This is a genomic window from Streptomyces sp. B5E4 (assembly GCF_039871555.1).
In the GTDB taxonomy this organism is placed as follows: Bacteria; Actinomycetota; Actinomycetes; order Streptomycetales; family Streptomycetaceae; genus Streptomyces.
In genome coordinates this window covers 1-25,851 of record NZ_JBDPMI010000030.1, presented here as the reverse complement: position 1 = coordinate 25,851, position 25,851 = coordinate 1, and the positions used below count along the sequence as shown (strand labels likewise).

Sequence of the window (25,851 nt, the reverse complement as noted above, 5' to 3'; positions counted from 1 at the left end):
CGCGGAAGCACTCGGTCCCGGTCAGGCCGCTCACCGCCACCGCGGCTGCCGCAGCGGCACCCCGGAGTCGCCCGACGCCGGGGTCCGTACCGCCAGCACCTGGTTCACGCCGATCCGGTTGTGCTCGAAGGACAGCGCCGACGCCGCCATGTACAGCCGCCACACCCGCGCCCGCCCCGGCGAGGTCAGGGCCACGGCCTCCGTCCAGCGGGCCTCCAGGTTCGCCACCCAGCGGCGCAGCGTCAGCGCGTAGTGCTCGCGCAGCGCCTGGGTGTCGCGCACCTCGAAGCCCGCGCGCTCCAACTGGTCCACCGTCGTGCTGAGGGGCAACAGCTCGCCGTCGGGGAAGACGTAGGCGTCGATGAACTCGTCGATGGTGTAGTCCTCTTCGTCCGCCAGCGGGCGGCGGGCGATCTGGTGGTTGAGCAGCCGGCCGCCGGGGCGCAGCAGCCGGTGGAGGCCGCGGGCGTATTCGCCGTAGCGCTGGGAGCCGACGTGCTCGGCCATGCCGATGGAGGAGATCGCGTCGTACGGGCCGTCCGCCGTCTCGCGGTAGTCCTGTACCCGGATCTCGATACGGTCGCCGAGTCCGGCCTCGGCCACCCGCTTGCGGGCGTACGCGGCCTGCTCGCCGGAGAGCGTGATGCCGACGGCGCGCACGCCGTACTCGCGCGCCGCATGCAGCACCATCGAGCCCCAGCCGCAGCCGACGTCGAGCAGCCGGTCGCCTTCCTGGAGGCCGAGCTTGCGGCAGACGAGGTCGAGCTTGGCGGCCTGGGCGGCCTCCAGGGTGCCGTCCTCGTGCCAGTAGGCGCAGGAGTAGACCATGGACGGGCCGAGGACGAGGGAGTAGAAGTCGTTGCCGACGTCGTAGTGGTGGCTGACGGCGGCCCTGTCGCGGCGCAGGGTGTGCAGGGCGCCGCGGCCCCTGTGCCGGCGCACCTCCTCGGGCGGCGGCGGGGGCGGGGGCAGCGGCCGGGAGAGGGCGAGGGCGCCGCGGGCGGCGGCGGCGAGGCGGGCCGGGCGGGGGCGGGGGGCGTCGGGGCCGCGCTCCCAGAGCAGGCCCGCGAGGCGGTCGAGGGCGGTGTACAGGTCGCCTTCGACGTCGAGTTCGCCGGCGACCCAGGCGCGGGCGAGCCCGAGTTCGCCGGGCCGCCACAGGATGCGGCGCAGGGCTCTGCGGTGGCGTACGACGAGGACGGGCGCGCCCTCGGGACCGGCTTCCGAGCCGTCCCAGGCGCGGATACGGATCGGCAGCGGGCCTTCGAGCAGCTCCTCCGCGAGGGCGGCGAGCCGGGGCGCGGCTCCGTGGGGCATGGCGCACCTCCGTGAGATGGGCAGGTGGTCGACGTGGGTGTCCGCCGTTGCTGGACTACACGTAAACACCAAGACCCACCCGGGGAAGTCCCGTTGCGCGCCGGGGCGCGGGTACCAGCCGAAAAGAGCAGTCAGGCGCCCTGCCCGGCGGACCGGGAGGGCGCCTGACCGGCGGGTACCACGGAGGTCAGGAGGCGCGGGCCTCCTCGCGGCTGCGCTCCTCGCGGCTGTCCTCGGCGGGCGGCAGGCCGGCGGCGCGGCGGGCCTGCTCCTTCTCCCGCGTCGCCTCCCCTTCGCGTACGGCCTGGTCGTGCTGGGCCCGGGCGGCGGCGGTGACCGGCGCGGCGGCCTCGTAGAACTCGTCCCGCGGCGATTCCATCGCACCCAGCGAGACCACCTCGCGCTTGAGGAAGACGCCGAGCGTCCAGTCCATGAAGACGCGGATCTTGCGGTTCCAGGTGGGTACGGCGAGGCCGTGGTAGCCGCGGTGCATGTACCAGGCGAGGCGGCCCTTGAACTTCAGGGACCGGCCGAACACGTTGATCATCGCGACGCCCTTGTGCAGGCCGAGCCCGGCGACGGCGCCCTTGTTCTTGTGCCGGTACTGGCGCTGCGGGAAGCCGCGCAGCTCCGCCACGACGTTGTCGCCGAGGAGCTTGGCCTGCCGCAGGGCGTGCTGGGCGTTCGGCGGGCACCAGGCGTTCTCGACGCCGGCGGCGCGGGCGGCGAGGTCGGGGATCTGGGCGTTGTCGCCGGCGGCCCAGATGTAGTCGGTGCCCTGGACCTGGAGGGTGGCGGCGGTGTCGACGTGCCCCTTGGGGCCCAGCGGCAGCCCGTACTCCTTCAGCACCGGGTGCGGCTTGACGCCGGCGGTCCAGACGATGGTGTGGGAGTCGACCTCCAGGCCGTTCTTGAGCACGACGCGGCCGTCGACGCACGACTCCAGGGAGGTGTCGAGGTAGACCTCGATACCGCGCTGCTGGAGGTGCTTCAGCCCCCACTTGCCGAGCGCCGGGCCGACCTCCGGGAGGATCTTGTCGGCGGCGTCGACGAGGACGAAGCGCATGTCCTCGCGCTTGATCGAGGGGTAGTACTTGGCGGCGTCACGCGCCAGGTCCTCGATCTCGCCTATCGTCTCGGCACCGGCGAACCCGCCGCCGACGAAGACGAAGGTGAGGGCCTTGCGCCGGGTGTCGGCGTCGTTGGTGGACTCCGCCTTGTCGAGCTGCTCCAGCACGTGGTTGCGGAGCCCGATGGCCTCCTCGACGCCCTTCATGCCGATGCCGTTCTCGGCGAGGCCGGGGATCGGGAAGGTGCGGGAGACGGCGCCGAGCGCGACGATCAGGTAGTCGAACGGCACCTCGTACGGCCCGCCGACGATGGGGGCGACGACCGCGACCTTGCGGTCCTGGTCGATGGAGGTGACCCGGCCGGTGAGCACCTCGGCGCCGGGAAGGACCTGGCGCAGCGGCACCACGACGTGCCGGGGGGAGATGCTGCCGGCGGCCGCCTCGGGGAGGAAGGGCTGGTACGTCATGTACGAGCGCGGGTCGACGACGGTGACCGACGCCTCCCCGTACCGCATCTTCTTCAGGATGCGGCGCGCCGCGTAAAGGCCGACGTAACCGCCGCCTACTACGAGGATCCTGGGACGCTCCGTAGTGCTCATGATTCGAGTATCCCCCCGGCACCGGAGGGGTGCTCGTGAGGGGGTTCACAAGCTCCACCCCCTCTACTGCTACACTTCGCCGCCGCACCTTGTGCGCTCCTCACGACTCCCGGGGCTTTTTTCGCTGACAGGCCGTTGAGCTGGCATTTCGGGGACGCGACGCACAGATGTCACTCTGACGCAAAGCGCCTGTCACACGCCGCGCGGGGCCGCGGAGTCCAGGATCCGAGCAAGAAGGCCAAATCCGCGCCGGAAGCATGTGAATAACTTCACGAACTTCTTTCCGCGCTCGGCTCCGTCACGTCCCCTCCGGGCTGTCCGGCACGAGTCGGCCCGTGAAACCGGCATCGCGCAGGCGCTCGCAGGCCGCGGCCACGTCGTCGGGGATGCACTGTTCGATCATGAACCCCTGCTGCGGGTAGATCATGAGCCGCTGCTGCGCCCCGGCCAGCATGTCGAGCACCAGGCGCGCGTCTCCGAGGGAGTCGACGTATCCGGTCAGGGTCATGGGGGTGGAGGCGCTGACCCACTCGACTTCGGGCCACAGCTTGCGTGCGGTCCCGTAGGCCCGTCGTTCCTCGTACGGCTTGCTGATCAGCAGGACGGACGACACAGGGACGCCTTGCTTTTCGAGCAGCGCACGGGAGAAGCGGATGTTCTCCCCCGTGTTCCGGGCCCGGGGATGCGCGTTACGGCAGGTCAGCGGCCTTGATCGGCTGAGGCGCACCGGTACGCGATGCCGTCCAGGATGTCGTGCTCGCTGACGATCACGTCGGGGGCGCCCGTGCGTTCCATGACCGACAGCAGGACCAGCGCCCCCGCGGCGATCACGTCGACGCGGCCCGGGTGCATGACCGGGATCGCGGCTCGCTCCTCGTGGGTCGCCCGGAGCAGGAAGTCGGTGATCTCGCGGATCCGGGCCACCGGGACGCGGGCGTGGTGCAGGGCCATCGTGTCGTAGGCGGGGAGGTCCATCGCGATGCCCGCGACCGTGGTGACCGAGCCGGCCAGGCCGACCAGCGTGGCGGTGTCGCGGAGCGGGACCGCGGCTTCCGCCGTGTCCAGGGCCGCGGCGACGTCCGCCTTCGCCGCCGCGATCTGCTCCGGCGTCGGGGGGTCGGCGAAGTGGTGGCGTTCGGTGAGGCGGACGCAGCCGATGTCGACCGAGCGGGCCGCCGCCACGTCGTCGGTGCCGGCGACGAACTCCGTCGAGCCGCCGCCGATGTCGACCACCAGGTACGGCCCCGGCACCCGGCCCGACAGCTCCTTCGTGGCGCCGGTGAAGGCCAGCGCGGCCTCCTCGTCGCCGGTGATGACCTCCGGGCGGACGCCGAGGATCTCCTCCACGCCGCGGGCGAAGTCCGCGCGGTTCTCCGCGTCGCGGGAGGCGGAGGTGGCGACGAAGCGGGTACGCACCGCGCCCAGCCGCTCGATGACCTCCGCGTACCGGCGGCAGGCCGCGAAGGTGCGCTCCAGCGCCTCGGGCGCCAGCCGGCCCGTACGGTCCACGCCCTGGCCGAGCCGGACGATCTCCATCCGGCGGTCCAGGTCCTTCAGTTCGCCAGAATCAGGGTCGACGTCCGCGACCAGCAGGCGGATCGAATTCGTACCGCAGTCCACGGCAGCCACTCGGGTCATGCCCCATCCTCCCCGGATTCCTCTGGCGTCACGCACGGGCCCTTGGCCCACCACTCCGGCAGCATCGCCAGCGCCTCGTCCCCCAGCGGGTTCACCCCGGGCCCGGCCGCCAGCGCGTGCGCGACCAGCACGTGCAGGCACTTCACCCGGTCCGGCATCCCGCCCGCGCTCGGGAAGCCGGACAGCTCGGCGATCGTGTCGCGGCGGGCGAGGTAGTCCTCGTGGGCCGCGCGGTAGGCCGCCGCCAGCTCCGGGTCCGTCGCCAGCCGGGCCGTCATCTCCTTCATCACGCCGTCCGCCTCCAGCGTGCCGATCGCGGAGTTCGCGCGCGGGCACGTCAGGTAGTACAGCGTCGGGAACGGCGTGCCGTCGGGCAGCCGCGGGGACGTCTCCACGACGTCCGGGTTGCCGCACGGGCAGCGGTGCGCCACGGCGCGCAGGCCGCGCGGGGCGCGGCCCAACTGCGCGGCCACGGCGGCGGCATCGGCCGGGGTGGCGGGGGTGTGCTCGGTGGGCGGCGGGGGCTTGTCCATCTCTCCTCGTTCAGCCGGGCGGTCGGCGTCCGGCATCCGGCGTGCGGCCGGCGTGCCGCGGCGGGCGGCGTTCGCGTACGTGACGCGCCTCAGCGACGGCCGTCCGCCGCGTCCAGGCCGTCCCACAGGTTCTCGTACCAGGGCCTGTCCACCGTCTCCCCCGCCTCGCCGGAGCGGGCGGAGCCGGTGCCGTCGCGCATCAGGTAGCCGGTCTCGCCGGGCAGGACGTAGTGCAGGTGCTCGCGGGCCTGCCGGCGCACGTACTCCGGGTCGTTCCAGCGGGACTTCTCGTCCCGCAGGTCCTCCACCCGCTGCTCGGCCTGCGCCTTCTCCCGCTCCAGCTCAGCGATCTCGGCGCGCTGCGCGATGTACTGGCGCAGCGGGTACGCCAGCGCCACCACCAGCGAGCAGACGACGAGCGCGAGCACCGCGGCCCGCCCCGTCAGCCGGCTGCGCCGCGCGGGGCGCGCGCGGTAGACGCGCTCCGAGACCCGGCTGACGGCCTGCTCGCCGAGCAGCTTGAGCCGGGTGGTGGTGGAGAAGCGATCCCTGGCCATGTGCGTCGCCTCCTCCCCGGGCGGCAAGCGGTGGTCGGCCCCGGTCGCACCTTACGCGGTGCGGCCGGGGCCGGATGCGTCCGACGCCGATGTCGTACGGGGTCGGTCCGTTCAGCCGTTCTTGTAGCGGGGGAAGGCGCTGCGGCCGGCGTACTCGGCGGCGTCGTCGAGGATCTCCTCGATGCGCAGGAGCTGGTTGTACTTGGCGACCCGCTCGGAGCGGGCGGGGGCGCCGGTCTTGATCTGGCCGCAGTTCGTGGCGACGGCCAGGTCGGCGATGGTGACGTCCTCGGTCTCGCCGGAGCGGTGGGACATCATGCACTTGAAGCCGTTGCGCTGGGCCAGCTCGACGGCGTCCAGGGTCTCGGTGAGCGAGCCGATCTGGTTGACCTTGACCAGCAGTGCGTTGGCCGAGCCCTCGTCGATGCCGCGCTGCAGCCGCTCGGGGTTGGTGACGAAGAGGTCGTCGCCGACGATCTGGACCTTGTCGCCGAGCCGCTCGGTCAGCACGTGCCAGCCGGCCCAGTCGTCCTCGAACAGCGGGTCCTCGATGGACACCAGCGGGTAGTCCGCGACGAGCTGCTCGTAGTACTCCGTCATCTCGGCGGCGGAACGGCCCTTGCCCTCGAAGACGTACACGCCGTCCTTGTAGAACTCCGAGGCGGCGACGTCGAGCGCGAGGGCGACGTCCTGGCCCGCGGTGTAGCCGGCCTTCTGGATCGCCTCGATGATGAGGTCCAGCGCGTCCCGGTTGGAGTCGAGGTTCGGCGCGAAGCCGCCCTCGTCGCCGAGGCCCGTGGACAGGCCGCGCTCCTTGAGGACGGCCTTGAGCTGGTGGTAGATCTCCGCGCCGCAGCGCACGGCCTCGGAGAACGACTCGGCGCCGATCGGCGCGATCATGAACTCCTGGATGTCGACGTTGGAGTCCGCGTGGCTGCCGCCGTTGAGGATGTTCATCATCGGCACGGGCAGCACGTGCGCGTTGGGGCCGCCGAGGTAGCGGAACAGCGGCAGGTCGGACGCCTCGGAGGCGGCGTGCGCGACGGCGAGGGAGACGCCGAGGATGGCGTTGGCGCCGAGGGAGGACTTGTCGGGGGTGGCGTCGAGGTCGAACATCGCCTGGTCGATGAGGCGCTGCTCGGTCGCGTCGTAGCCGACGAGCTCGGGGCCGATCTGCTCGATGACGGCGAGCACGGCCTTCTCGACGCCCTTCCCGCCGTAGCGGGCCTTGTCCCCGTCGCGCAGCTCCAGGGCCTCGAAGGCGCCGGTGGAGGCGCCGGACGGAACGGCAGCACGGCCGGTGCTGCCGTCGTCGAGGCCGACCTCGACCTCGACCGTGGGGTTGCCGCGGGAGTCGAGAATCTCTCGGGCTACGACGACGTCGATGGACGGCACGGTGTCTCCTTCGGAGGGATTCGCTACGGGTTCCGCCCTGAGCCTAGCCGCCCCGGGTGACGGCCCCGGCGCGTACCCGGCCGCATTCCGCGGTACGAGACGGTTCGGGCCCGGGGGCAGGGCGGCGGCCCGGGGGCAGGGCGGCGGCCCGGGAGCCGACGTCGTACGGCGTGGTCGTCCCGGCCCGCGCACCGGACGGGCCGGGACGGCCGCGCCGTACCGCCGTGGCGTGCCGGGCGGCAGGGGAGGCGGCGGTGCACACGGCGCGGGCGGGCCGGCCGGTTCGCGGCCCGGTGCGGCCCGCCCGCGCGCCGGACTAGCCCACCTTCAGCTTCTGGCCGGGCCGGATCAGGTCCGGGTCCTCGCCGACGACCGATTTGTTGTCCTCGTACAACTGCTGCCAGCTCTCCGCGCCGTGCCGCCGGGCGATGTCGTCGAGGCTGTCGCCCTCGCGGACCTCGTAGTAGAAGCCGCGGAAGACCGTGCGGGACTCCGGCTGCGTCTGCTCGCCGGCGCCGCGGGCCTCGGTGCCCTGCGGAGCCTCCTGCGGCGCCTGCTCCTGCGCCTGCGGGGCCGGCTGCGACTGGGTCTGCGGCTGGCTCTGCTGTTGCTGCTGCGGGGCGTCCTGGGGCGCCGGCGGGACGATCTGCCCGGCGGCCGGACTGCCCGCGGCCAGGCCCGCGCGTGGCCCGCAGTTGGGCCACGCCCCCGGGCCCTGCATGGACAGCAGCCGCTCCGCGACGGCGATCTGCTGCTGCTTCGTCGCCAGGTCGGCGCGCGGGGCGTAGCTGCGGCCGCCGGCGGCGGCCCAGCTCGTCTGGGAGAACTGGACGCCGCCGAAATAGCCGTTCCCCGTATTCGTCGCCCAATCTCCTCCGGACTCACAGGCGGCCACCCGTTCCCACGTATCGATCGGCGCCGCGACCGCGTTCTGGGCGCCGAGCACCGGCAGCCCGAACGCGGTTCCGGTGGCGCCCACGAGGACGGCCATGCGGGAGTGCGTGCCCAGGCGTGCCTGTGCGGCGGGACGGCGGTGCTTACCCGTTCCGGCAGGAAGAAGCATGATGCTCTTTTCTCACCGACGCCTGCGAGGTGAGCTGTCGGGTGCGGGCTGTGAGTGCCCGGCCGTACGTCATACGTGCGGCTTGACCCCAAGCCGCCGGTCCGCCTTCTCGTTGGACCGGAGCGGCACTTACCGTGGGTCCCCCGCTCCTGTCAGCGGTGCTTCATGCACAGGTGACCCGGGTGAACGCCGACAGGATTCGGCGTGAGGCGATCACCGGGACTCGCGTTGGCGAGCGATGTGACGGTAAGCACATAGGCGTGTGCGATTCAAAGACCTCGGAAAGCGCCACGCCCGGTTTACGTCCGTCAGGTAGCCCGGTCAGCCGATTACGTCAAATATGACTAATCCGCGCCGACTTTACCCGCCCGCTGTTCAGTTCCCGCGCAATTCGAGTTCCTGACCAGGCTTGATGGTGTCGGGGTCCTTACCCAGGGAGTTCTTGTTCCCGTCGTACAATTCGGACCATCCGCCCGACAGCGAATGCTCTCTGGCAATTTCCGAGAGGGTGTCACCCGGTCGGACGGTATAACTGCCGTCGCCCGCCGCGGCGTCGCCGCCCTGGCGGTCCTCGCCGCGCTTCTCCGTGTCGCCGGGGATCTCCGCGATCCACTCGCGGCCGGGTTCCGGCAGCTCGTTCGCGTTGGGCGACTGGGAGGCGCCGGGGGTCTCGACGGCCTCGCGCGGGCCCTCGGGGGCGCCGGGCGAGGACGGGGCTTCGGACGGGGTGGGGGTCGCGGAGGCGTCCGGGGCGCGGTGCCGGCCGGAGCCCTCGGCGGAGGGGGCGCCGTCGTCACGGCCGGTCGACTCGCCGGAGCCGCGGTCACGCTCGTCCGGGTCCTGGCCGCCGCGGTGCTTGCCGCCCTCGGTGGACTTCCGGGCGTCGCGGTCGCCGTCGTCCCCGCGGTCGTCCCCGTCCTCGCGGTCCGTACGCCGGTCCTCGTCCCGGCCGTGGGAGTCGTCGTCCGGGGCGGGGGCGGGGGTCGGCGGCGCCGTGGGCAGCAGCGGCAGCTCGGCGCCGGGGTCGACCTCCGGCACCCCGTCGTCGCCGTGCAGCCCGGCGTCCTGGGCGCACTCCGGCCACGCCTTGTCGGCACCCATGCCGGCGAGGATGCGCTCGGCGACCGTGATCTGCTGCGCGCGGCTGGCGAAGTCGGGCTGCGAGGCGAACTCCTCGCCCCCGTACTCCTGCCACATGTCCATCGTCAACTGCAGGCCGCCGTAGTACCCGTTGCCCTCGTCGGCACTCCACAGCCCGCCGCTCTCGCACTCGGCGACCCGGTCCCACGTGCCGGCGTCGGCGGCGCTCGCGCCGCTCGCGCCCAGCAGCGGCAGGGCGAGACCCGCCCCGGTCGCCCCGGCCGCGACGACGAACGCGGGGGCCTGGCGGGGACGTCGGTGGCGTCCGTTACCCGAGCGCATGCGAGTGCCTTTCGTTCCCTGTGTGTTCGAGCCAGTGGCCGAACTTAATACCGAACTACCTCCGATCACAAGTTGATCGCCTGATAGTCACGCGCAGATCACAGAGAACGGCCGAAGTGCACCGGCAGCGTCCGAAGGCCGCGCATGATGAGCCCGCCGCGCCACCGCAATTCGGACGTCTCGCCCGCCAGCCGCAGGTCGGGAAGGCGGCGCAGCAGGGTACCCAGGGCGGTCTGCGCCTCCAGACGGGCGAGGGGGGCGCCGAGGCAGTAGTGGATGCCGTGGCCGTAGCCCACGTGCTGATTGTCACGCCGCGACAGATCCAGGCTGTCGGGGTCGGCGAAGCGTGCCGGGTCGCGGTCGGCGGCGGCCAGCACGACGAGTACCGGATCGCCCACGGCGACGCGCTGCCCGCCGATCTCCAGCGGCTCGGTGGCGAACCGCCACGTCGCCATCTCCACCGGGCCGTCGTAGCGCAGCAGTTCCTCCACCGCGGAGGGCAGCAGCGCGGGATCCGCGGCCAGCCGGGCACGCTCGACGGGGTGGGTGAGGAGGGCGTACGTGCCGTTGCCGATCAGGTTGACGGTGGTCTCGAAGCCCGCGAACAGCAGGATGAACGCCATGGCGGCGGCCTCGTTCTCCGTCAGCTTCTCGCCCTCGTCGGAGGCGCGGATGAGGCCGGAGATCAGGTCGTCGTCCGCGGCGTCGCCCCCGCCGAGCGCCGCGCGCTTGCGGTGGATCAGCTCGGCGAGGTAGGCCCGCATCTTCTTCACCGCGCGGGCGACGCCGCCTCGCGGGCCCTTGCCGTGGTTACGGGGGTCCGGGGGGCGTCCCCCGGAGGAATGCAGCATCACGCCGGCCCAGTCGCGGAAGTCGTCCTGGTCCTCGGCCGGGACGCCGAGGAGGTCGCAGATGGCGTAGATCGGCAGCGGGAAGGCGAACTCGTGGATGAGGTCGGCCTCGCCGCGGTCCGCGAAGCCGTCGATGAGGCGGTCGGTCAGCTCCTGCACGCGGGGCGCGAAGGCGGCGACGCGGCGGGGCGTGAACGCCTGGGAGACCAGCCGGCGCAGCCGGGTGTGGTCGGGCGGGTCGATGTTGAGCAGGTGGGTCATGAGGCCCGCGCTGCGCTCACCGGGGATGCCGGTCTTGTCGCTGTGGTGGTGCGCGGGGTTCTTGGACAGCCGGGGGTCGGCGAGGGCCTGCCGGGCGTCGGCGTAGCGGGTGACGAGCCAGGCGTCGACGCCGCTGGGCACGGTGGTGCGGTGGACGGGCGCGTGGGTGCGCAGCCAGGCGTACGCGGGATAGGGGTCGGTGGCGAACTCCCAGCTGAAGAGCGCGGGCTCGGGCCCGCCGCCCGCGGGCGGACCGGCCATCTCAGCGGGCGCCGGGGGACCCGGTGGAGGCGGACGGCCCTTCGGACCTGGAGCCGGCCTTCTCGGCCGTGAGGATCGCCTCGCGGTACGTACGCGCCGCGGCCCGCAGCGCCCTCTCCGGCTCGACGCCCTGCGCCTCGGCCCGCAGCGCCAGCGCGAGCAGTTCGGCGCCGAAGCCGTCCACGGGATCGTCCGCCGGCGCAGCCGCGCCGCGGCCTTCCCGTACGGCGGAAGCCTCGTCCTTACGCGCGCCGTTCCCGGCTGCGGCCGGAGCCCCGTTCCGGCTCCCGGCCTGTGTCCCGCCGCCGTCCGCCGGGCGCCCGCCGGGCACCTGCACCGTCAGGCCTGCCGTGCGGGCGCGGCCCGCCAGCTTCGCCACCAGCGACAGCGCCGGCTGGGCCAGCGGGACGCCTTCCGTGACCGACGTACGCCGCTTCTCTATGGCCTTCTCGCGCAGCCAGTGCGCCTTCACGTCCGCGGGGGTCTCGGCGACCGCGTCGCCGAAGACGTGCGGATGGCGGCGGACCAGCTTCTCCACGAGGGTGCCCGCCACGTCGTCGATGGAGAAGGGCTCCTCGGGGTCCTCCTCCGCGATCCTGGCGTGGAAGACGACCTGGAGCAGCACGTCCCCCAGCTCCTCGCGGACGGCCTCCAGGTCCCCCGCCTCGATCTCCTCGACCAGCTCGTAGACCTCTTCCAGGCTGTGCGCCGCCAGTCCCGGGCTGGTCTGCCCGCTGCTCCAGGGGCACTCGCGCCGGATCCGGTCCATCACCTGCACCACGTCGACCAGCCGGGCGCCCGGCACGTCGTACGACCCGGGCAGCAGCTCCAGCGACGGCATCTCCACCCGCCCCGAGCCCGCCAGCCGCGCCAGGCCGTCCGTCAGCCGGGGCTCGCCGTCCGCCGCGGCGACCACGACGACGGTGGCGCCCCCGGCGCAGGCGTCGACCAGCTCGCGGGCGTCGGGCTCGGCGGTCTCCACCGCGACGCCCGCCTCGCGCAGATACGGCACCTGCGGATGTGCGGCGTCGGCGCACAGCACGCGGTCGGCGCCGCGCAGCGCCTCCCACGCGGGCCAGGACAGCAGCCCCGGGGCGATGCGGTGGGTGGTGGTCAGCAGGATGATTCGGCCGGTCACGTCCCCGACCGTAGCCGACGCCGCCGACAGCCCGGCACCGGCCGCCGCCCGGGGCCGGGCCGCGCCCCGCGCCGCCCGCTCACTGCTGGGGGACGACGCCGCCCTCGGCGGTGGCGCTGACCTGCTTGATCCACGGGGTGTCGGCCTGTCCCAGCCGCACCTGCTCGTTGTCCCACGTACCGAACCGCGGGCTGACGTCGATGCCCAGATCCTTCGACGCCTCGACCAGCACGCCGCCGAGCCGCGCCTGGCCGTCCGGCGTCTGCGGGTTGATGCCCAGCTTCTCCACCAGGCCCTGCACCATGAGCTGCTGCTTGTAGTGCGTGTCCAGGCCCTCCGGCGGGATGCTGTACTGCTGGAGGTACATCGCCTCCAGCTGCTTCTCACCGCCGACCGACTCCGCCTCGGCGCGGCGCGTGCGCTGCACCTCGCCGCGGGGGACGGTCACGCCGTGGTTCTCCGCGGCCTGCTCGATGACCCGGCCCTGGAGCATGGAGTTCAGCGTGTCCACGCTGAGGTCGCCGCTCTGGTCGATCATCTCGTCGGCCTGGGGGCTGTCGTTCTGCGCGTCGCGCACGTCGGCGACCCGGTTCTGCAACTGCGAGACCGTGATGCGCTCGTCGTCGCCGAGCACGGCCGCGGCTCCCGCGCGCGGTTCGCCGCTGCACGAGCTGAGCAGCGGCACGGCCGCGATGAACGCGGCGGCGGTTACGGCGAGCGCTGTCCTGCGCATGGCGGCCTCCTGGGCGGCTTTCCTGCGGCGGCGTGCCACTTCGTGATACGGATCACGATCTTATGCAACGGGTGGCCGGCGCCACCACTGCCAAGGCATGACTTGTCTGTTCGGCCGTTCTGTTCGGCCGTCATTCATGTTCCGTACACCGCGGCACAAGAAGGTTCGGCAGTGACCGTATCCGACGTGCCGACGCAGCCGGCAGCCGCCTCCACTTCACCGCCGGATCCCGCCGCCGCCCCGGATCCCGCCGCCGCCCCGGCCAGGCGACCGGGACACCGCTACGACGTGGACGTCATCCGGCTGCTGTGCGCCTGCGGCGTCATCCTGGGGCACACCGGCTCGGAGTTCATCAACGCCGTGGGCCGCCAGGAGGCGAACGGTGCCGCCGCGTACTGGGCGGGCATGACCGCCGACGCGATCAGCCGGTTCGCCGTCCCCATGTACTTCGCGATCGCCGGCTGGGCCGTCCTCGTCGGCGCCCCGCCGCGCGACGGGTGGCGGCTCGCGCAGCGCATGGTGCGCATCGTCGTCCCCATGGGCGTGTGGACGGTCGTCTATCTGCTGTGGGGCAAGCTGCGGGAGACGAATGAGGACCCCCTGCGGAACCTGGCCGTGGACGCGGCGTTCGGGACCGTACGCCCCGCCTACCACCTCTGGTATCTGTACGCCTACGTCCCCGTCGTCCTCCTCCTCGGCTTCGTCGTCCTGGTGCGCGCCGGCCGGCGCCCCTGGTGGCTCGGCGCGGTGCTCCTCGGCTTCGCCCTCGGCCCCGGTCTGCTGGCCGACGCAGGCCGGGTGGCGGACTCGGGCACACCGTCGTTCGGCTGGGGGTTCGGCGTCTACTCCCTCGTGTACGCGGCCGGGGGCGCCCTGCTCTTCTCGCTCCGCCCGCGGAGCGGACGCGGCACACGCGCGCTGTGGCTGGGCACGGCGACGGCGGCGATGCTGGGCGTGCTGCTCTACCAGACGCAGGTGAAGTACGTGATCCCCAACGCCCATGTGCTGGTCGCGGTCTTCACCGGCGCCGTGCTGCTGACGCTGACCCGGGTGCGGGTGCCGGAGCGGTGGCGCCCGCTGCTGAAGCGGGTCGCGGGGGCCGCGTTCGGGGCGTACCTGGTGCACCTCATGGTGATCAGGACCCTGGCGGAGCCGCTGGTGTCGGCGGATCTGGGCGGCGCGGAGGCGGTGGTGCTCACCGCGGGGATATGGGCGGCGAGCGTGGTGCTGTCCTTCGGCGTGGCGCTGCTGTGGCAACGGCTGGGCCTGCGGCGGCTGCTGGGGTAGCGGACGGGGGGCCGGGCCCGTACGAGCGCTCCGGCGCCCGTACGGCCGCTCCCCCCGCGGCTTCGCCGGCTACGGCTTCGTCAGCGCCCTGCGCACCTTCCCCAGCGCCCTGCGGGCGTGGGGCACCCGGCCGAGGTTGCCGCCCGGCAGCCGCAGCGCCGTCAGCCGCTTACGCTTGAAGTACGGCCGGGTGGCGGCGTCCAGGTACACCGCCAGCCACTCCTGCGCGCCGGGGCGCAGCCGCGCGTGGTTGTCGGCCTGCATGCAGTACCCCACCGCCGTGAGCAGCCCGGCGAGTTGGGCGGCGTCCCGCGCCGGGCGGTCGGGACCGCCCAGTTCCGGGACGACGGAGTCCACGATGGTGACGGGTATCCGGTTGCTGTTCTGGTACGGGGTCAGCCGCTCCAGCAGCGTGTCCGTACCGACCCGGGCGACGGGGATGCCGTACAGGGTGGCCGCGGTGAGCATCGCCGTGGAGAAGCAGCCGACGACCAGCCGCGGGCGCAGGGTGCCGTACAGCGCCTCGGCGAGCATCGGCTCCTCCTGCACCGTCAGCGTGACGCCCGCGTCGGCGGCGGCCTTCTGCAGCACCGTGGAGTAGCGCGCGGGGGCGGTGGGGTGGGGCTTGAAGAGGACGGCGCGGTGGCCGGCCGCGGCGGCGCCGCGCAGCATCCGCTCGTGCAGCGCCTCCTCCTCGGCCCGGCTGAGGATGTTGAGCGCGGCGAGGTACTGGCCGAGGAGGACGGCGGTGGGCGCCCCGTCGCCGTCGTCGCCCGCGGGAGTGGCGGCGGTCACCTCGTCGAGCACGGCGCGGAACGCCTCGTTCGGCACCACCTCCGCCGGCACTCCGTACTCGGTGAGCAGCAGCGGTTCGAGCCCCGGCACCAGGTCCAGGTGCAGCAGCCGCTGCACCCGGCAGGCCACGTGCTGCGGCAGCCGCTCGCGGGTCGGGCCGTAGCTCATCAGCCCGTCCGCGTACACGTGCACGTCGGCGTCGGCGAAGATCGCGACGAGCGCCTTGGCGGGCGGCGCGGTCACCGACTCGACCACCAGGTCCAGCGGCCCGTCGCCGAGGTCCCAGGCGCGCCGCAGCAGCCGCTGGAGCAGCGGCACGTCGCCGCCCCTGGGGTGCCAGGCGGCGGGGTGGTGCGGGCGGATCTCGTGGTTGTAGTCCAGCACCTCGTCGAAGCGGGCGGAGACCGGCGTCCAGCCGTGCATCTCGGGCAGGTGGACGGCGGTCTCGGGTACGGCCGCGTTGTTGGCGACGAGCAGGATGCGGCGGGCGCCGGCGCGCGGCCCGAACTGCCCGGCGTCCAGCGCGGCGGCGAGCGTCGCCGCCCCGTACAGCGTGGAGACCTCGAAGATCTGGGTGCGGTGCTCGTGCACGGTTCAGGCGACCCTTTCCGGCTTTCCCGTACTGTCCTGCGTGCCCTGCCGGCCCGGCCTCCCGGGCTTCCCCCGCCCCGTCGCGCGCAGTTGCCGCAGCATGCGGCCGCGCTGCTCGTCCATGCCGCGCAGGGTCTCCTCCAGCACGTCCTGCGGCATCCGCCGCAGCGCCTCGGCGGAGGCGCGCTCCAGGCGTCTGGCGAGGCCCGGCTCCAGGCGTTCGGAGTTGCCGCGGTGGAAGGCGATGAGGGCGCAGTACGTCCGTACCGCCTTCGGCAGGAAGCGGTCGGCGTCCGGGTCGGCGAGGACGGCGTTCAGCATCGCGTCGTGCGCGGGGATGAAGTCGAGCTGGCGGTCGTCGCTGATCTGCGTGAGGGAGGTCTTGACGCCGCGCCGGTAGAAGACCCCGAGCAGGCCGGTGACGGCGAAGGTCTCGGCGTTCAGGTGGAGCATCCACGTCCACAGCCGGTCCTCGGCGGTGCGCAGCTCGGCGGCGAAGCGCCCGGCGCCGTCCTTGAACAGACGGCGGTGGTAGATGCCGGCCCAGACGAAGGGATAGTCGACCATCGTTTCCAGATTGGCCTGACCGATGCCGTCGCGGGCCGCAAGTATCGTGTCGCGCCGCCGCGCGGGCGCGCGCCGCACGACGCGGTCGCGCCCGTTGGACTGCACGTGGTCGACGCGCACGAAGTCGGTGCCGTACCGGTCCATCGCGGCGATGAGGTCGTCCAAGTACCCGGGCGCGTACCAGTCGTCGCCGTCGAGGAACGTCAGATAGTCGCCTCTGGCGGCGTCGATGCCGCTGTTACGGGCCCGTGCGATGCCCTGGTTGGTCTCGTGCCGGATCACCCGCGCACCGGGCAGCGTCCGCGCGGCGCGGTCGACGATCTGCGCGGTGGCGTCCGTCGAGCAGTCGTCGACGAGGAGGAACTCCCGGTCGGAACGGGCGTTGCGGGCCAGGCTGCGCAGGGTGTCCTGGGCGAAGTCCTGCACATTGTGAAAGGGCACGATGACCGACAGTTTGGGCACTTCGCAAAGTTAAACGTGCGACCGCTCAAGCGGTTGCCGCCGAGGAGTCCAGCCGGTGAATTCTCGGTGCCCGACGGGCAAACGTGTGCCGTTTCTCCGGCTTCGTACGGGGCGCCGCCCGGTCCTGTGCCGCGCGGGGCGATAGGGGGAGCCTGTCACCCGGCGAGCAGTTGGGCGACGGCCAGGCGGACGTCCTCGTCCTCGGTGAAGGCGCGCCAGCCGCCGTTGTGGTGGAGGCGGTGGCCGGGGAGGTCGTGAAGGAATCGGGCGGCCTCCCGGGCAGGGGGGCCGATGCGGGTGAGGTGGCGGAGGGCGGGGAGGGTCACCGGGAGGTACGTTCCCTCGGGCAGGTGCCGTACGGCGTTCAGGAGCGCCGGGACGGTGGTCTGGGTGTCGCCGGTCGCGGACCACAGGGCGTGCGCGGCCTCGACGCTGGTCCACGGGTCGGCGGCGGTCAGCAGGGGGCGTAGTACGTCGGCGCAGGGGGCGGCGTGGGGGCCGAGGTCGGCGAGCATGCGCAGGGTGTGGCGGGGGAAGCGGTGCCCGGCGGCGGGGGCGAGCAGGCGCAGGGCGGGGGCGGGGTCGCCGCCGGTCTGCCAGTGGGCCCAGGCGGCGAGTGCGGCGTGGTGGCCGGTGGTCGCGTCGGCCCGTACGAGAAGGGGTCCGCGTGCCGCATGGGCGGCGGGGCCGATGCCCGCGAGGGCCCTGGCCGCCGCGGGCCAGGTCTCGTCGCTGCGTAGCAGGTCGAGCAATTGGGGCACGGCGGGTGCCGCGGCCGGGCCCCAGGCGGCCACTGCGTCGCAGAGCCGGGTGAGCACGCCGGTGTCCGCGGCGGTGCGCGGCGCTGCGGCGAGGCGGTCGCAGACCGCGGGCAGCAGTGGCGCCACGTGATCGGTCAGGCGTGTCAGCACCTCGTGGAGGGCCGGGAGCACCGGCCAGTGCCAGCCGTGGATGCCGCCGTGGTACGCGGAGTTCGCGGCGAAGCCCGAGCGGGTCCCGGCGATGTGTGCGGCCAGGCCCGGCAGGCAGCGCGGGTCGTTCATCCGGGCCAGGGCCCACAGGGCGGCGTCCGCGACCGTCTCGCCCGTACGGACGTCGGGCCGGGCGGCGCCGTCGCCGAGCAGCCCGGCCACCGCGTCTGCGTGACCGGCCGCCTGCGGTCCGAGGCAGGCCAGCAACTCGACGGCCCGGTAGCGCACTTCGGCCTCCGGATCGCCCAGCCGCCCCACCAGCACCGGCATCAGCGAGGCCCCCGGCGAACGCCACTGCGCGAGCAGCCCTCCGGCCACCGCCAGCCCGCCCACCCGCTGCTCCGCGTCGGGGTGGTCGGCGAGCAGGCCCAGCGTGAACGCGGGCGAAGGGCCCGGGAACAGCCGGGCGGTCCACGCCTGGACACCCTGCGCCCCGCTCTCCCGCGTGCTGCTCTGCCGCCACAGCTCCACGCTCGGGTCCCGTACCGCCGCCAGCAGCATCTCCCTCCGCCCGGTCGCGAACCCGGGGTCGCCCGCCGCGAGCGCGTGCACGGCCGCGAGGCGCAACTGCGGCTCCGGGGAGTCGAGCTGCGCGTGCAGCAGGGCGCCGGCCTCCTCGTACCGCTCACCCACGGGCTCGCGCGTACGCGCCCGGCCGAGGGCCAGCGCCAGGTCGAGGCGGCTCACGAGGTCGGTCTCCGCCCGCCAGCGGTCCAGCAGCGCGGGCAGCAGGACCGCGCCGGGGCTGGTGCAGGCGCCGGCGATGTCGGCCGCGGCGCGGCGGACCTCCGGATCCGGGTCGGCCAGCAGGCCGAGTACGCCGGGCAGCGCCCCGTCCCACGCGCCCGCCCAGCCGGGGGTCACGAACCGCTCCTCGACCCGCCCCGCCTCCCCGGCGAGCATCGCCACCAGATCCAGCACCGCGGTCCTGCACCGCACATGCGGCGAGGCGGCGAGCCGGAGCAGAAAGGGCAGCGCGGCCGGGGCGGCGGGGCAGATCCAACCGCCCTGGTGGAACAGCAGGTTCTCCAGCTCGTACGCCGCCTCGTCCGCGTCCGCGCGCTCGGGCCCGGCGCAGCGGCGCAGCAGCCCGGGTACGTCCTCGGCGGTGCCGTAGTTGTGCCGCAGCGCGGCCCAGTCGACCTCGTCCAGCCCCTCCCCCACGCGGGCGAGCCCAGGGCGGCGGCGCGGGCCGTTCCACCGGGATCGGCCGGCGGTGCTCACCGGCCAGGCCGACGGGGCGGCCGTCGACGCGCCGGAACGCCCGGGAGGCCGCCCGCGGTCATCTCCCGCACTGCTCCCGCAGCGTCTCCTTGTCCGCCGTCGTCACCGGCAGCTCGTACTTCAGAGCGACCTGCGCGAACCGTACGCCGTACGCGCAGCGGATCCCCTCGGCCGGCGGCAGCCACTCCCCCGGTCCCGAGTCGCCCTTCGAGGAGTTCGTGTCGCCGTCGACCGCGAGGAGGTTCAGCGGGTCGTTCGCCAACTGCTTCCGCTTGTCCTCCGCCCACTCCCCGGCGCCCATCTGCCACGCGTACGACAGCGGCACCACATGGTCTATCTGCACGTCCATCGAGGTGGACGGGCCGCGCTCGAACGCGATGTCCCGGCCCGCGTACGGATCCGCCAGCTCCATCGTCTCCACGGTGCAGTCGTCGCCGCTCTCCAGCCGGACGTCCTGTCCGTCGCGGCGCAGCAGGTCGTTGCGGGTGTCGCAGCCGTTCCCGGCCAGCGGCACGCCGGGCGCGGTGTCCATCCAGGCGTAGCCGAACTCGTCGCGGTCGTAACCGGATCCGGATCCGCGGCTCTCGGTGGCGAGGCGGTCGATCACGCGCCGGGCGGCCTCGCGGTCGGCGGCGGTGGTGAGGGGGGCCAGGCCGGGGGCGGCGCCGCCGGGGTTGTCGAGGGGGGAGGTTCCGCTTCCGGAGGTGCCGGGCGTGGCGGGGGCCTCGTCGGCGGGTGGTTTGTCCGCCCGGTCCTGCACGGTGTCGCACCCGGCGGTCAGGGTCACGGTCACGGCCGAGACGGCGGCAAGGAGCGGCGGCAGCAGGCGGCGTATTCGTATCACGGCACTCGCACTTCACGTCGGAGCGGAGCCGGGACCCCGGCCGGGCCCCGGCTCCGCATGCTAACGGCCCCCCGCCGGGCCGCCTACGGATAGACCTCCGCCCGGTCGACGGACACGAACGCCGCGCCCGAGTTCGGGTTCTTCTCGCCGGTCACCCGGATCCGTACGGTGTGCTCGCCGCGCGGCAGCACCGGGCTCACCCACTGCAACTGCTCGCCGACGCGCGGGCTGCCGTAGTAGTCGACGCGCTGCTCCGGGCCGCCGTCCACGGAGATCGCGGCGATGCCGTTGCCGGTGTCCTTGACCGACAGCAGCGCCAGCCGCGTCCCGGTGAAGCGGAACGTCGCCGTCGCGCCGGCCTCGGCGCTCCAGTGGTCGTTGCCCCAGAAGCACTGCACGGCGCAGCCGCTGCCGGAGTTCCAGTTGCCGGTGTACGTCACCTGCGGATCGGTGTCGTTGAGGGCCGTGGTGCCGGGGCCCGGGTCACCGGCCGGCAGGTCGATGGTCGCGCCCGCGGCCACGGGGGTGCCGAGGGCGGGGCGGCCGTCCGCCGTCCAGCCGATCTTCTGCACCCGGGTGGTGCGCCAGCTGTAGGTGAACGTCGTCGTGTTCTTCGCGTGGTACGCGATCCAGTCCTCGCTGCCGTCCGGCGACGTGAAGAAGAAGTGGTGCCCGGGGCCGTAGACGCCCGCGCCGTCGTTGCGCGAGAACATCGGGCCGGGCTCCTGCCGCCAGGCGGCGGGGTCGAGCGGGTTGGCGCCGGGGGCGAGGGACTTGGCCCAGATCGCGTAGTCGGGCTTGCCGGTGTCGCAGGCGGAGTACGTGAGGTAGAGGCGGCCGGCCGAGTTGTGGAGCGGGGTGGGGCCCTCGCGCACCTCGGGGCAGTTGCCGTCCGCGGGGAGGAAGACGCGGCCGCCGGAGAGGGTCCAGGGGTTGGACATCGGGGCGACGAAGAGCTGGTTGCCGACGCCGTCGTCGCGCTGGCCGCTCCAGGCGAAGTAGAGCTTGCCGTTGTGCCGGAAGGGCTCGCCGTCGATGGCCCAGCGGTCGTTGCCGGAGTCGGCGACCTTGGCCTTGAAGTGGTACGGGCCGAGCGGGTCGTCGCCCTGGGACTCCAGCACGTACATGCGGTGGGTGGGGTCGTTGCCGTCGCTGGCGGTGTAGTAGAGGTACCAGCGCCCGCCGTCCCGGAGGAGCCCCGGAGCCCAGATCTGCTTGTTGCGGGAGGGGTCGCTGTCGCGCCAGACCTCGTGCGGGGAGGCGGTGAGGAGGGTCGCGACGGAGGGGGACTTCCACATGCGGATGCTGTCGCCCTGGGTGGTGGCGACGTAGTAGTTGCCCTGGTGGGTGACGAGGGTGGGGTCGGCGCCGGTGTTGACGGGGTTACGGAACTGGCCGGCGGCGGCGGTGGGTTGGTCGGCCGGGTCGGCGGCTGCCGGGTCCGCCGCGCGGTCGGCGGCGGCGGCGGTGCGGTCGGCGGCGGTGCGGTCGGCCGGCGGGGCTTCGTCGGCGGCTGCCGGGCCGAGGCCGGCCACCACGGCGACGGCGAGCAGCGTCGCGGCCAGGGCCGGCCGGCGCCGGCGGCGGAGTCTGCGTACGGCGTGGGTCACGGTGGGTACCTTCCGTGCGAGGCCTGTGGGGGTGTGGTGCGCAGGAGGGTGCACGAGGTTTGTAGCGGAGATTTCAACGTTGTACAACCCGTCGCGGCGTCCGCGCCCGGGACGTACCCAGGTGCCACAGCAGCGCTACGCCCGTCACCCCCGCGGCCACCGGCCCCAGACCCGCGGGGCTCAGCCCGAACCACTCCTGCGCCAGCCCGCCCAGCCCGCCGCCGAGCGCCATCCCCGCGTACAGCGCGGAGGAGTTGAGCCCGAGCAGGACCGGCGCGGCGGCCGGGCCGAGCGCGACGAGCCGGTGCTGCTGCGGCACGACGACGAACCCCACGGCCACGCCCCAGACCGCCGCCCAGAGGAGCCCGGGTATGAGGGCCCGGGTGGCGAGGGGGGTCAGCGCGAGCGCGAGGACCGCGAGCGTGAGCGGCCCGGTGAGGACGCGGGCGGGGTCGCGGCGGTCGACCAGCCGCCCCGCGGCGGTGTTGCCGGCCAGCACGCCCACGCCCCAGGCCAGCAGGACCAGCGTCAGCAGCGACTCGTCGCCGTCCGTCGCGTCGCGGAGGGCGGGGGAGACGTAGGTGTAGAGGGTGTACGTACCGAGGAAGGCCAGCGTGGTCACGGCCAGCAGCGCCGGCACCCGCCCGCCCCGCGCGAGCGGCCGCAGCCGGTCGGCGAGCGTGGCGGGCGGCAGCCGTACGGCGGGCAGCCCGACGGCGACGCCGACCGCCGCCACCAGCCCGGTCCCCGCGACCGCCCACAGCGTGACGCGCCAGTCGGCGCTGCCGATCAGCGTGCCGAGCGGCAGCCCCAGCGCGGTCGCCAGCGTCAGCCCGCCGAGCACGAACGCCAGCGCCCGGCCGCGGCGTTCGGGCGGCACGATCGCGGAAGCGGTACTGGACGCCGCGGAGTTGATGACACCGGCGCCCACGGCGGTGACGACGCGGGCGGCCATGGCGGTCCCGTATCCGGGGGCCAGGGCGGTGGCGGCGTTGCCGGCGACGAAGACGCCGAGGGCGATCAGCAGCGTCGTACGCCGGTCGAGCCCGCCGGTGAGCGCCCCGACGACGGGCGCGGACACGGCCATCGTCAGGGCGAAGACCGTCACGAGCTGCCCGGCCGCGGGGGTGGAGACCCCGAGGTCGGCGGCGATGGCGGGCAGGAGACCGGCGATGACGTAGCTGTCGGTGCCGACGGCGAAGGTCGCGAGAGCGAGGGGCAGGAGCTGTCTGGTCACGGGACGGCACTGTAGGCAATACATGGACGCTTGTCCATGTATCCATACGTGGGTAAGGTGGCGGGCAGGCCCGAGTACGTCAGGAGAACGATGCGCGAGGTGTCCCAGCCCGCGGCCGAGTCGATCCGCATGGTGGACGTGCTGCGCGCGCTCGCCGACCCGGTGCGGCTGGAGGTCGTGCTACGGCTCGCCGCGACCGGCGAGGAGAGCTGCAACGCCATCGGCGGCGACCTCGACGTCCACCAGACGACGATGTCCCACCACTACCGCGTGCTGCGCGAAGCGGGCGTGACGTGGACGACGGTCAAGGGCCGGACGAGACTGGTGCGGCTGCGGCGGGACGACCTGGATGCGCTGTTCCCGGGCCTGCTGGACTCGGTACTGAACGGCGCGGCGTCGGCGGAAGACGGCGTCACCCGCCGCTGAGCAGGGCCTCCCCCAGGTCCGTACGCCGGTGCAGCACGCAGTGCCCGCGCCGCTCGGAGCGGACGAGCCCCGCCTCGCGCAGGACCGCCGCGTGCCGGCTGGCGCTGGCGGGCGCGACGTACAGGGCGTCGGCGATCCGCCCGGTGGACATCGGCCGGTCGAGGACTTCCAGCACGCGGGCGCGGGTGAGGCCGATGAGCCGGACGAGAGACTCGCCGGAGTGACCGGGCGCGGGGCCGGGCAGCCAGCCGGGCGCGGGAGTGAGCGGATGCACGAGGACGGGGGGCAGTTCGGGGTCGGCAAGAGCAACGGGCGTGCGGGTGCAGAAGAACGACGGGATCATCGTCAGCGGCCGCCCGTCGAGGGCGAACTCCCTGCTCACCGGGTACGCGCACTCCAGCCGGTCCCCGCGCCAGGTCACCTCCGGCGCGTAACTGGCGAGCAGCCCCTCCGCCCCCTCCCGCAGCGCGGCCTCGACGCGTACGGGCCGATCGGCGGCGGCAGCGGACCGGATCGCCTTCCGGTACGGCGCCACGGCCACCGCGTCATACCGCCGCACCGCCTCCCCGAGCCGCCGCAGGGCGGCGGGATCCCCGTCGGCCAGCCGCCGCGCCCCGCGCGGTGGGTCGCCCTCGGCGCAGAGCAGCCCGATCTCCTTGCGCAGCCGGGCCTTCGGGGTCCGCAGCACCTGCTCCAGCTCGGCATCCAGCGTCCGGCCACCGTTGGCACTGGGCGTGAGAAAGTCCGGAAAGTACGCGGCCTCCGGACACAACCGCTGTAACGACTCCACGGTCTCCCCGAGCCCGGCAGCCGCCAACTCGGCCCGCACCCGCCGCCGCCACGGATCCAGCGCGAGCGCGGCGTGCGCGGTCTGCAACGCCTGCAGACTGAGCACGACTTCCCACATGGGACTGACGTCCCCGGCCGACCGCAGCCGATTGAGATCGGCAGAAGTGAACTCGATGTGCAACATGATTCCCCCGTGGATGAGACGTGCGATGCGCGGTCAAAGTTGCAGGCAACTTCCCGTTCACACCGCCCCGTACGCCACGGGGGTCACGGGGACGGGGGGTCAGATCCCCCGGGCGAAGGCGACGAAGTCGGCCCAGGCGTCGGGGCTGAAGGCGAGCTGGGGCCCGGCCTTGTCCTTGGAGTCACGGACGTGGACAACGGAGGGACAGGCGGCAACCTCGACACAGTCGCCGGAACTGCTGCTGCTGTGGCTGGACTTGCGCCAGGAGACGGCGACTTCGATGCAGTCGCCGGAAGGACTGCTGCTATAGCTGGACTTGAACCAGGCCAGATCGGAGCTGTTCATAGATCTCCTCGAATCCGCTGCAACAGGCTCACGGTGTCCTCGGGGGTGAGAGCCTGCGCGCTCATCCTGGCATACCGCCGCTGGAGAACGCTGACCACTTTCGGCTCAGAGATCAACTGGCCACTCTCCTGGCCTTCGGTGTAGGCGAACCACTGATTCTCAGGCGTCTCCAACAACTGCATGGGGCCGTGCAACCCAGCGTGCATCTCCCTCACCAGCGGCATGACCTGGACCTCCACGTTCCGCAGCTCAGCCATCTCCAGAACATGGCCGATCAGATCGCGCGTGACCTCCAATCCACCAATCTGCCGCAGGAACAGATGCTCTTCCAGGATGAAGCCGAACGCGGTGTCAGTCCGCTCCAGCAACAGTCGCTGCCTCTCGGCACGCGCGTCCCACTGCGCCTCAATCCGATCGTCACCCATCGGCGGCAACTGATTCATGAACGAAGACCTCGCGTAGGTCTCCGTCTGCAACAAACCAGGGATCAGCCGACACTCGTACGTATAGAGACTGATCGCCTCCCTCTCCAATCCCGCCCACGCGCGGAACCATCGCGCCAGGCCCGGCTTGCGTACCACATGGGGGACGGACTTCCGAAGCACACCGGTACCCCCGAGGACGGGCTCGGCCCGCTCCACGAAGTCAGGCGGCGGCATCCGGCGACCGCCTTCGACCGACGCCACCGTGTGCTTCGAGTACCGCACGTGGTCCCCGAGCTGCTCCCGGCTCAACCCCGCGTGCTCTCGCAGCGCTTGGACCACCGCCCCGAAGGTCCTCATGCTGTCCGAAGGCTCCGGCTCACTTCCCAGCCCACTCGTCCCGCCCACATCCCCGGCCATCAGCGGCCACCTCCCACTCACCCGGCCCGCCTTGAACACCGTGCACACACAGATGCTTACGCACGGTGATCGATGCTGTCCATCCCCGCCCCTTCGTACAGTTGGACACGTACGCGGGCGGAGCACCCGCCGATCGGGCACCGACACCACACCCATCGCGCCCCGACGCACCCCGAGCGGAGAAATTGGGCCGTAACTCGCGGTAACACCCCCCGATCCGCACCGAATCAGGCCCCCAACGCCGACTTTCGCCCCTCCAGACGCACCCACCCGCAGACAGCCGGCCACCCCCTCTCCCAGGCCACCCGGAATGCGCGCCACCGCCAAAAACTCGCCACAACGGCAGCGAAAACCCGGGCAAAACACCCCCACAGCCCGACTTTCGCCCACCTACCACCACCCCGCCCACACCCCAGCCCGAAGCCCCCGGGAACGAACCCACCCCGGCCGTGCCGTGCCGTGCCGTGCCGTGCCGACAAGTGGGCAGGAGGCCCGACCCCGCAAGCCACCGGCACAAGCCCGTCGGCAGCACCGGCACAGGACCCGTCACAGCCACCGACCCAAGGCCCGTCCGCAGCCACCGGCACAGGGACCCATCCGCAGCCACCGGCACGGGGCCGTCGCAGCCACCGGCACCGGGCCCGTCCGCGCACAGGGCGGCCCGCCCCCGGTGGCCCGGCCCTCGTCCACCGGCCCACCGACCCGTACGTACCTTCAAGGAGCGCCGCTCCCCCCGGGCCACCCATAGCCGCCGGTCTGTCACGGGCCGGAGTCCGCAGTCAAGGGTGGGGCGAAGCCCCATCGCGCAGCGACGCCCCTCGCAGCGAAGCGGAGAGGGA

22 protein-coding genes, 1 pseudogene and 1 riboswitch are annotated in these 25,851 nt (G+C 73.2%); of the genes and pseudogenes, 2 read left to right on the top strand and 21 right to left on the bottom strand.

The annotated features are described in order from the left end of the window. Positions 1–30: 30 nt before the first annotated feature. The 12 genes and pseudogenes from ABGA99_RS29290 to ABGA99_RS29235 form a co-directional block, all read right to left on the bottom strand. Positions 31–1,317 carry a cyclopropane-fatty-acyl-phospholipid synthase family protein gene (locus ABGA99_RS29290; RefSeq protein ID WP_347580557.1) on the bottom strand — a complete coding sequence of 429 codons (1,287 nt, stop codon included), beginning with the start codon at positions 1,315–1,317 and terminating at the stop codon, positions 31–33. A gap of 187 nt (positions 1,318–1,504) precedes the next feature. Continuing rightward, positions 1,505–2,986 carry an NAD(P)/FAD-dependent oxidoreductase gene (locus ABGA99_RS29285; protein ID WP_347580558.1) on the bottom strand — a complete coding sequence of 494 codons (1,482 nt, stop codon included), beginning with the start codon at positions 2,984–2,986 and terminating at the stop codon, positions 1,505–1,507. A 298-nt stretch (positions 2,987–3,284) separates the two neighbouring features. After that, positions 3,285–3,668 (bottom strand): annotated as a pseudogene (locus ABGA99_RS29280) (YdcF family protein); the annotation flags it as partial. A 17-nt stretch (positions 3,669–3,685) separates the two neighbouring features. Continuing rightward, positions 3,686–4,624, bottom strand: coding sequence for a Ppx/GppA phosphatase family protein (locus ABGA99_RS29275; RefSeq protein WP_347580559.1), 939 nt, complete (start codon positions 4,622–4,624; stop codon positions 3,686–3,688). After that, complete coding sequence (locus ABGA99_RS29270; RefSeq protein WP_347580560.1) at positions 4,621–5,157, bottom strand: DUF501 domain-containing protein; 537 nt, start codon at positions 5,155–5,157, stop codon at positions 4,621–4,623. Before ABGA99_RS29270 ends, ABGA99_RS29275 begins: the two co-directional genes overlap by 4 nt. 89 nt (positions 5,158–5,246) lie before the next feature. Beyond that, on the bottom strand, positions 5,247–5,714 hold the full coding sequence (locus ABGA99_RS29265) for a septum formation initiator family protein (RefSeq protein WP_347580561.1): 468 nt from the start codon (positions 5,712–5,714) through the stop codon (positions 5,247–5,249). A 111-nt stretch (positions 5,715–5,825) separates the two neighbouring features. After that, entirely contained in the window at positions 5,826–7,109 is a 1,284-nt protein-coding gene (gene eno, locus ABGA99_RS29260) for a phosphopyruvate hydratase (RefSeq protein WP_047016128.1), read from the bottom strand. 316 nt (positions 7,110–7,425) lie between these two features. Further along, positions 7,426–8,100, bottom strand: coding sequence for a transglycosylase family protein (locus ABGA99_RS29255; RefSeq protein ID WP_347580562.1), 675 nt, complete (start codon positions 8,098–8,100; stop codon positions 7,426–7,428). A gap of 76 nt (positions 8,101–8,176) precedes the next feature. Further along, a riboswitch (cyclic di-AMP (ydaO/yuaA leader) is annotated at positions 8,177–8,387 on the bottom strand. A gap of 160 nt (positions 8,388–8,547) precedes the next feature. Continuing rightward, positions 8,548–9,594, bottom strand: coding sequence for a transglycosylase family protein (locus ABGA99_RS29250; protein WP_347580563.1), 1,047 nt, complete (start codon positions 9,592–9,594; stop codon positions 8,548–8,550). A gap of 98 nt (positions 9,595–9,692) precedes the next feature. Beyond that, on the bottom strand, positions 9,693–10,967 hold the full coding sequence (locus ABGA99_RS29245; RefSeq protein ID WP_347580564.1) for a cytochrome P450: 1,275 nt from the start codon (positions 10,965–10,967) through the stop codon (positions 9,693–9,695). A 1-nt stretch (position 10,968) separates the two neighbouring features. Beyond that, complete coding sequence (locus tag ABGA99_RS29240) at positions 10,969–12,105, bottom strand: MazG family protein (protein ID WP_347583791.1); 1,137 nt, start codon at positions 12,103–12,105, stop codon at positions 10,969–10,971. A 79-nt stretch (positions 12,106–12,184) separates the two neighbouring features. Continuing rightward, positions 12,185–12,838, bottom strand: a complete 654-nt coding sequence (locus ABGA99_RS29235; RefSeq protein WP_347580566.1) for a SurA N-terminal domain-containing protein — start codon at positions 12,836–12,838, stop codon at positions 12,185–12,187. A 171-nt stretch (positions 12,839–13,009) separates the two neighbouring features. Between ABGA99_RS29235 and ABGA99_RS29230 the strand changes: the two genes are divergently transcribed. After that, complete coding sequence (locus ABGA99_RS29230) at positions 13,010–14,125, top strand: acyltransferase (protein ID WP_347580567.1); 1,116 nt, start codon at positions 13,010–13,012, stop codon at positions 14,123–14,125. A gap of 69 nt (positions 14,126–14,194) precedes the next feature. On the opposite strand, the gene ABGA99_RS29225 is transcribed toward ABGA99_RS29230, so the two are convergent. The 6 genes from ABGA99_RS29225 to ABGA99_RS29200 form a co-directional block, all read right to left on the bottom strand. Further along, positions 14,195–15,511 carry a polysialyltransferase family glycosyltransferase gene (locus ABGA99_RS29225; protein ID WP_347583790.1) on the bottom strand — a complete coding sequence of 439 codons (1,317 nt, stop codon included), beginning with the start codon at positions 15,509–15,511 and terminating at the stop codon, positions 14,195–14,197. 3 nt (positions 15,512–15,514) lie between these two features. Next, positions 15,515–16,540, bottom strand: a complete 1,026-nt coding sequence (locus ABGA99_RS29220; RefSeq protein ID WP_347583789.1) for a glycosyltransferase family 2 protein — start codon at positions 16,538–16,540, stop codon at positions 15,515–15,517. 155 nt (positions 16,541–16,695) lie between these two features. Continuing rightward, on the bottom strand, positions 16,696–18,675 hold the full coding sequence (locus tag ABGA99_RS29215) for a hypothetical protein (protein WP_347583788.1): 1,980 nt from the start codon (positions 18,673–18,675) through the stop codon (positions 16,696–16,698). A gap of 118 nt (positions 18,676–18,793) precedes the next feature. After that, positions 18,794–19,579, bottom strand: coding sequence for an HNH endonuclease family protein (locus tag ABGA99_RS29210; protein ID WP_347583787.1), 786 nt, complete (start codon positions 19,577–19,579; stop codon positions 18,794–18,796). Positions 19,580–19,662: 83 nt separating this feature from the next. Further along, positions 19,663–21,189, bottom strand: coding sequence for a family 43 glycosylhydrolase (locus tag ABGA99_RS29205; protein ID WP_347583786.1), 1,527 nt, complete (start codon positions 21,187–21,189; stop codon positions 19,663–19,665). Positions 21,190–21,262: 73 nt separating this feature from the next. Next, positions 21,263–22,426, bottom strand: a complete 1,164-nt coding sequence (locus ABGA99_RS29200) for an MFS transporter (protein ID WP_347583785.1) — start codon at positions 22,424–22,426, stop codon at positions 21,263–21,265. 90 nt (positions 22,427–22,516) lie between these two features. Between ABGA99_RS29200 and ABGA99_RS29195 the strand changes: the two genes are divergently transcribed. Next, positions 22,517–22,852, top strand: a complete 336-nt coding sequence (locus tag ABGA99_RS29195) for a helix-turn-helix domain-containing protein (RefSeq protein WP_347580574.1) — start codon at positions 22,517–22,519, stop codon at positions 22,850–22,852. On the opposite strand, the gene ABGA99_RS29190 is transcribed toward ABGA99_RS29195, so the two are convergent. The 3 genes from ABGA99_RS29190 to ABGA99_RS29180 all read right to left on the bottom strand — a co-directional run bounded on the left by ABGA99_RS29190 (position 22,839) and on the right by ABGA99_RS29180 (position 25,012). Continuing rightward, the gene (locus ABGA99_RS29190; RefSeq protein ID WP_347583784.1) at positions 22,839–23,759 is read right to left on the bottom strand and encodes a helix-turn-helix domain-containing protein; all 921 of its coding nucleotides are present in this window, start codon (positions 23,757–23,759) and stop codon (positions 22,839–22,841) included. The two genes, ABGA99_RS29195 and ABGA99_RS29190, sit on opposite strands and share 14 nt — an antisense overlap. 165 nt (positions 23,760–23,924) lie before the next feature. Further along, complete coding sequence (locus ABGA99_RS29185) at positions 23,925–24,170, bottom strand: DUF397 domain-containing protein (protein ID WP_347583783.1); 246 nt, start codon at positions 24,168–24,170, stop codon at positions 23,925–23,927. After that, positions 24,167–25,012: a helix-turn-helix transcriptional regulator gene (locus ABGA99_RS29180; RefSeq protein ID WP_347580577.1), complete on the bottom strand. Its 846-nt coding sequence runs from the start codon at positions 25,010–25,012 to the stop codon at positions 24,167–24,169. The genes ABGA99_RS29185 and ABGA99_RS29180 overlap by 4 nt, the downstream gene beginning before the upstream one ends. Positions 25,013–25,851 lie beyond the last annotated feature (839 nt).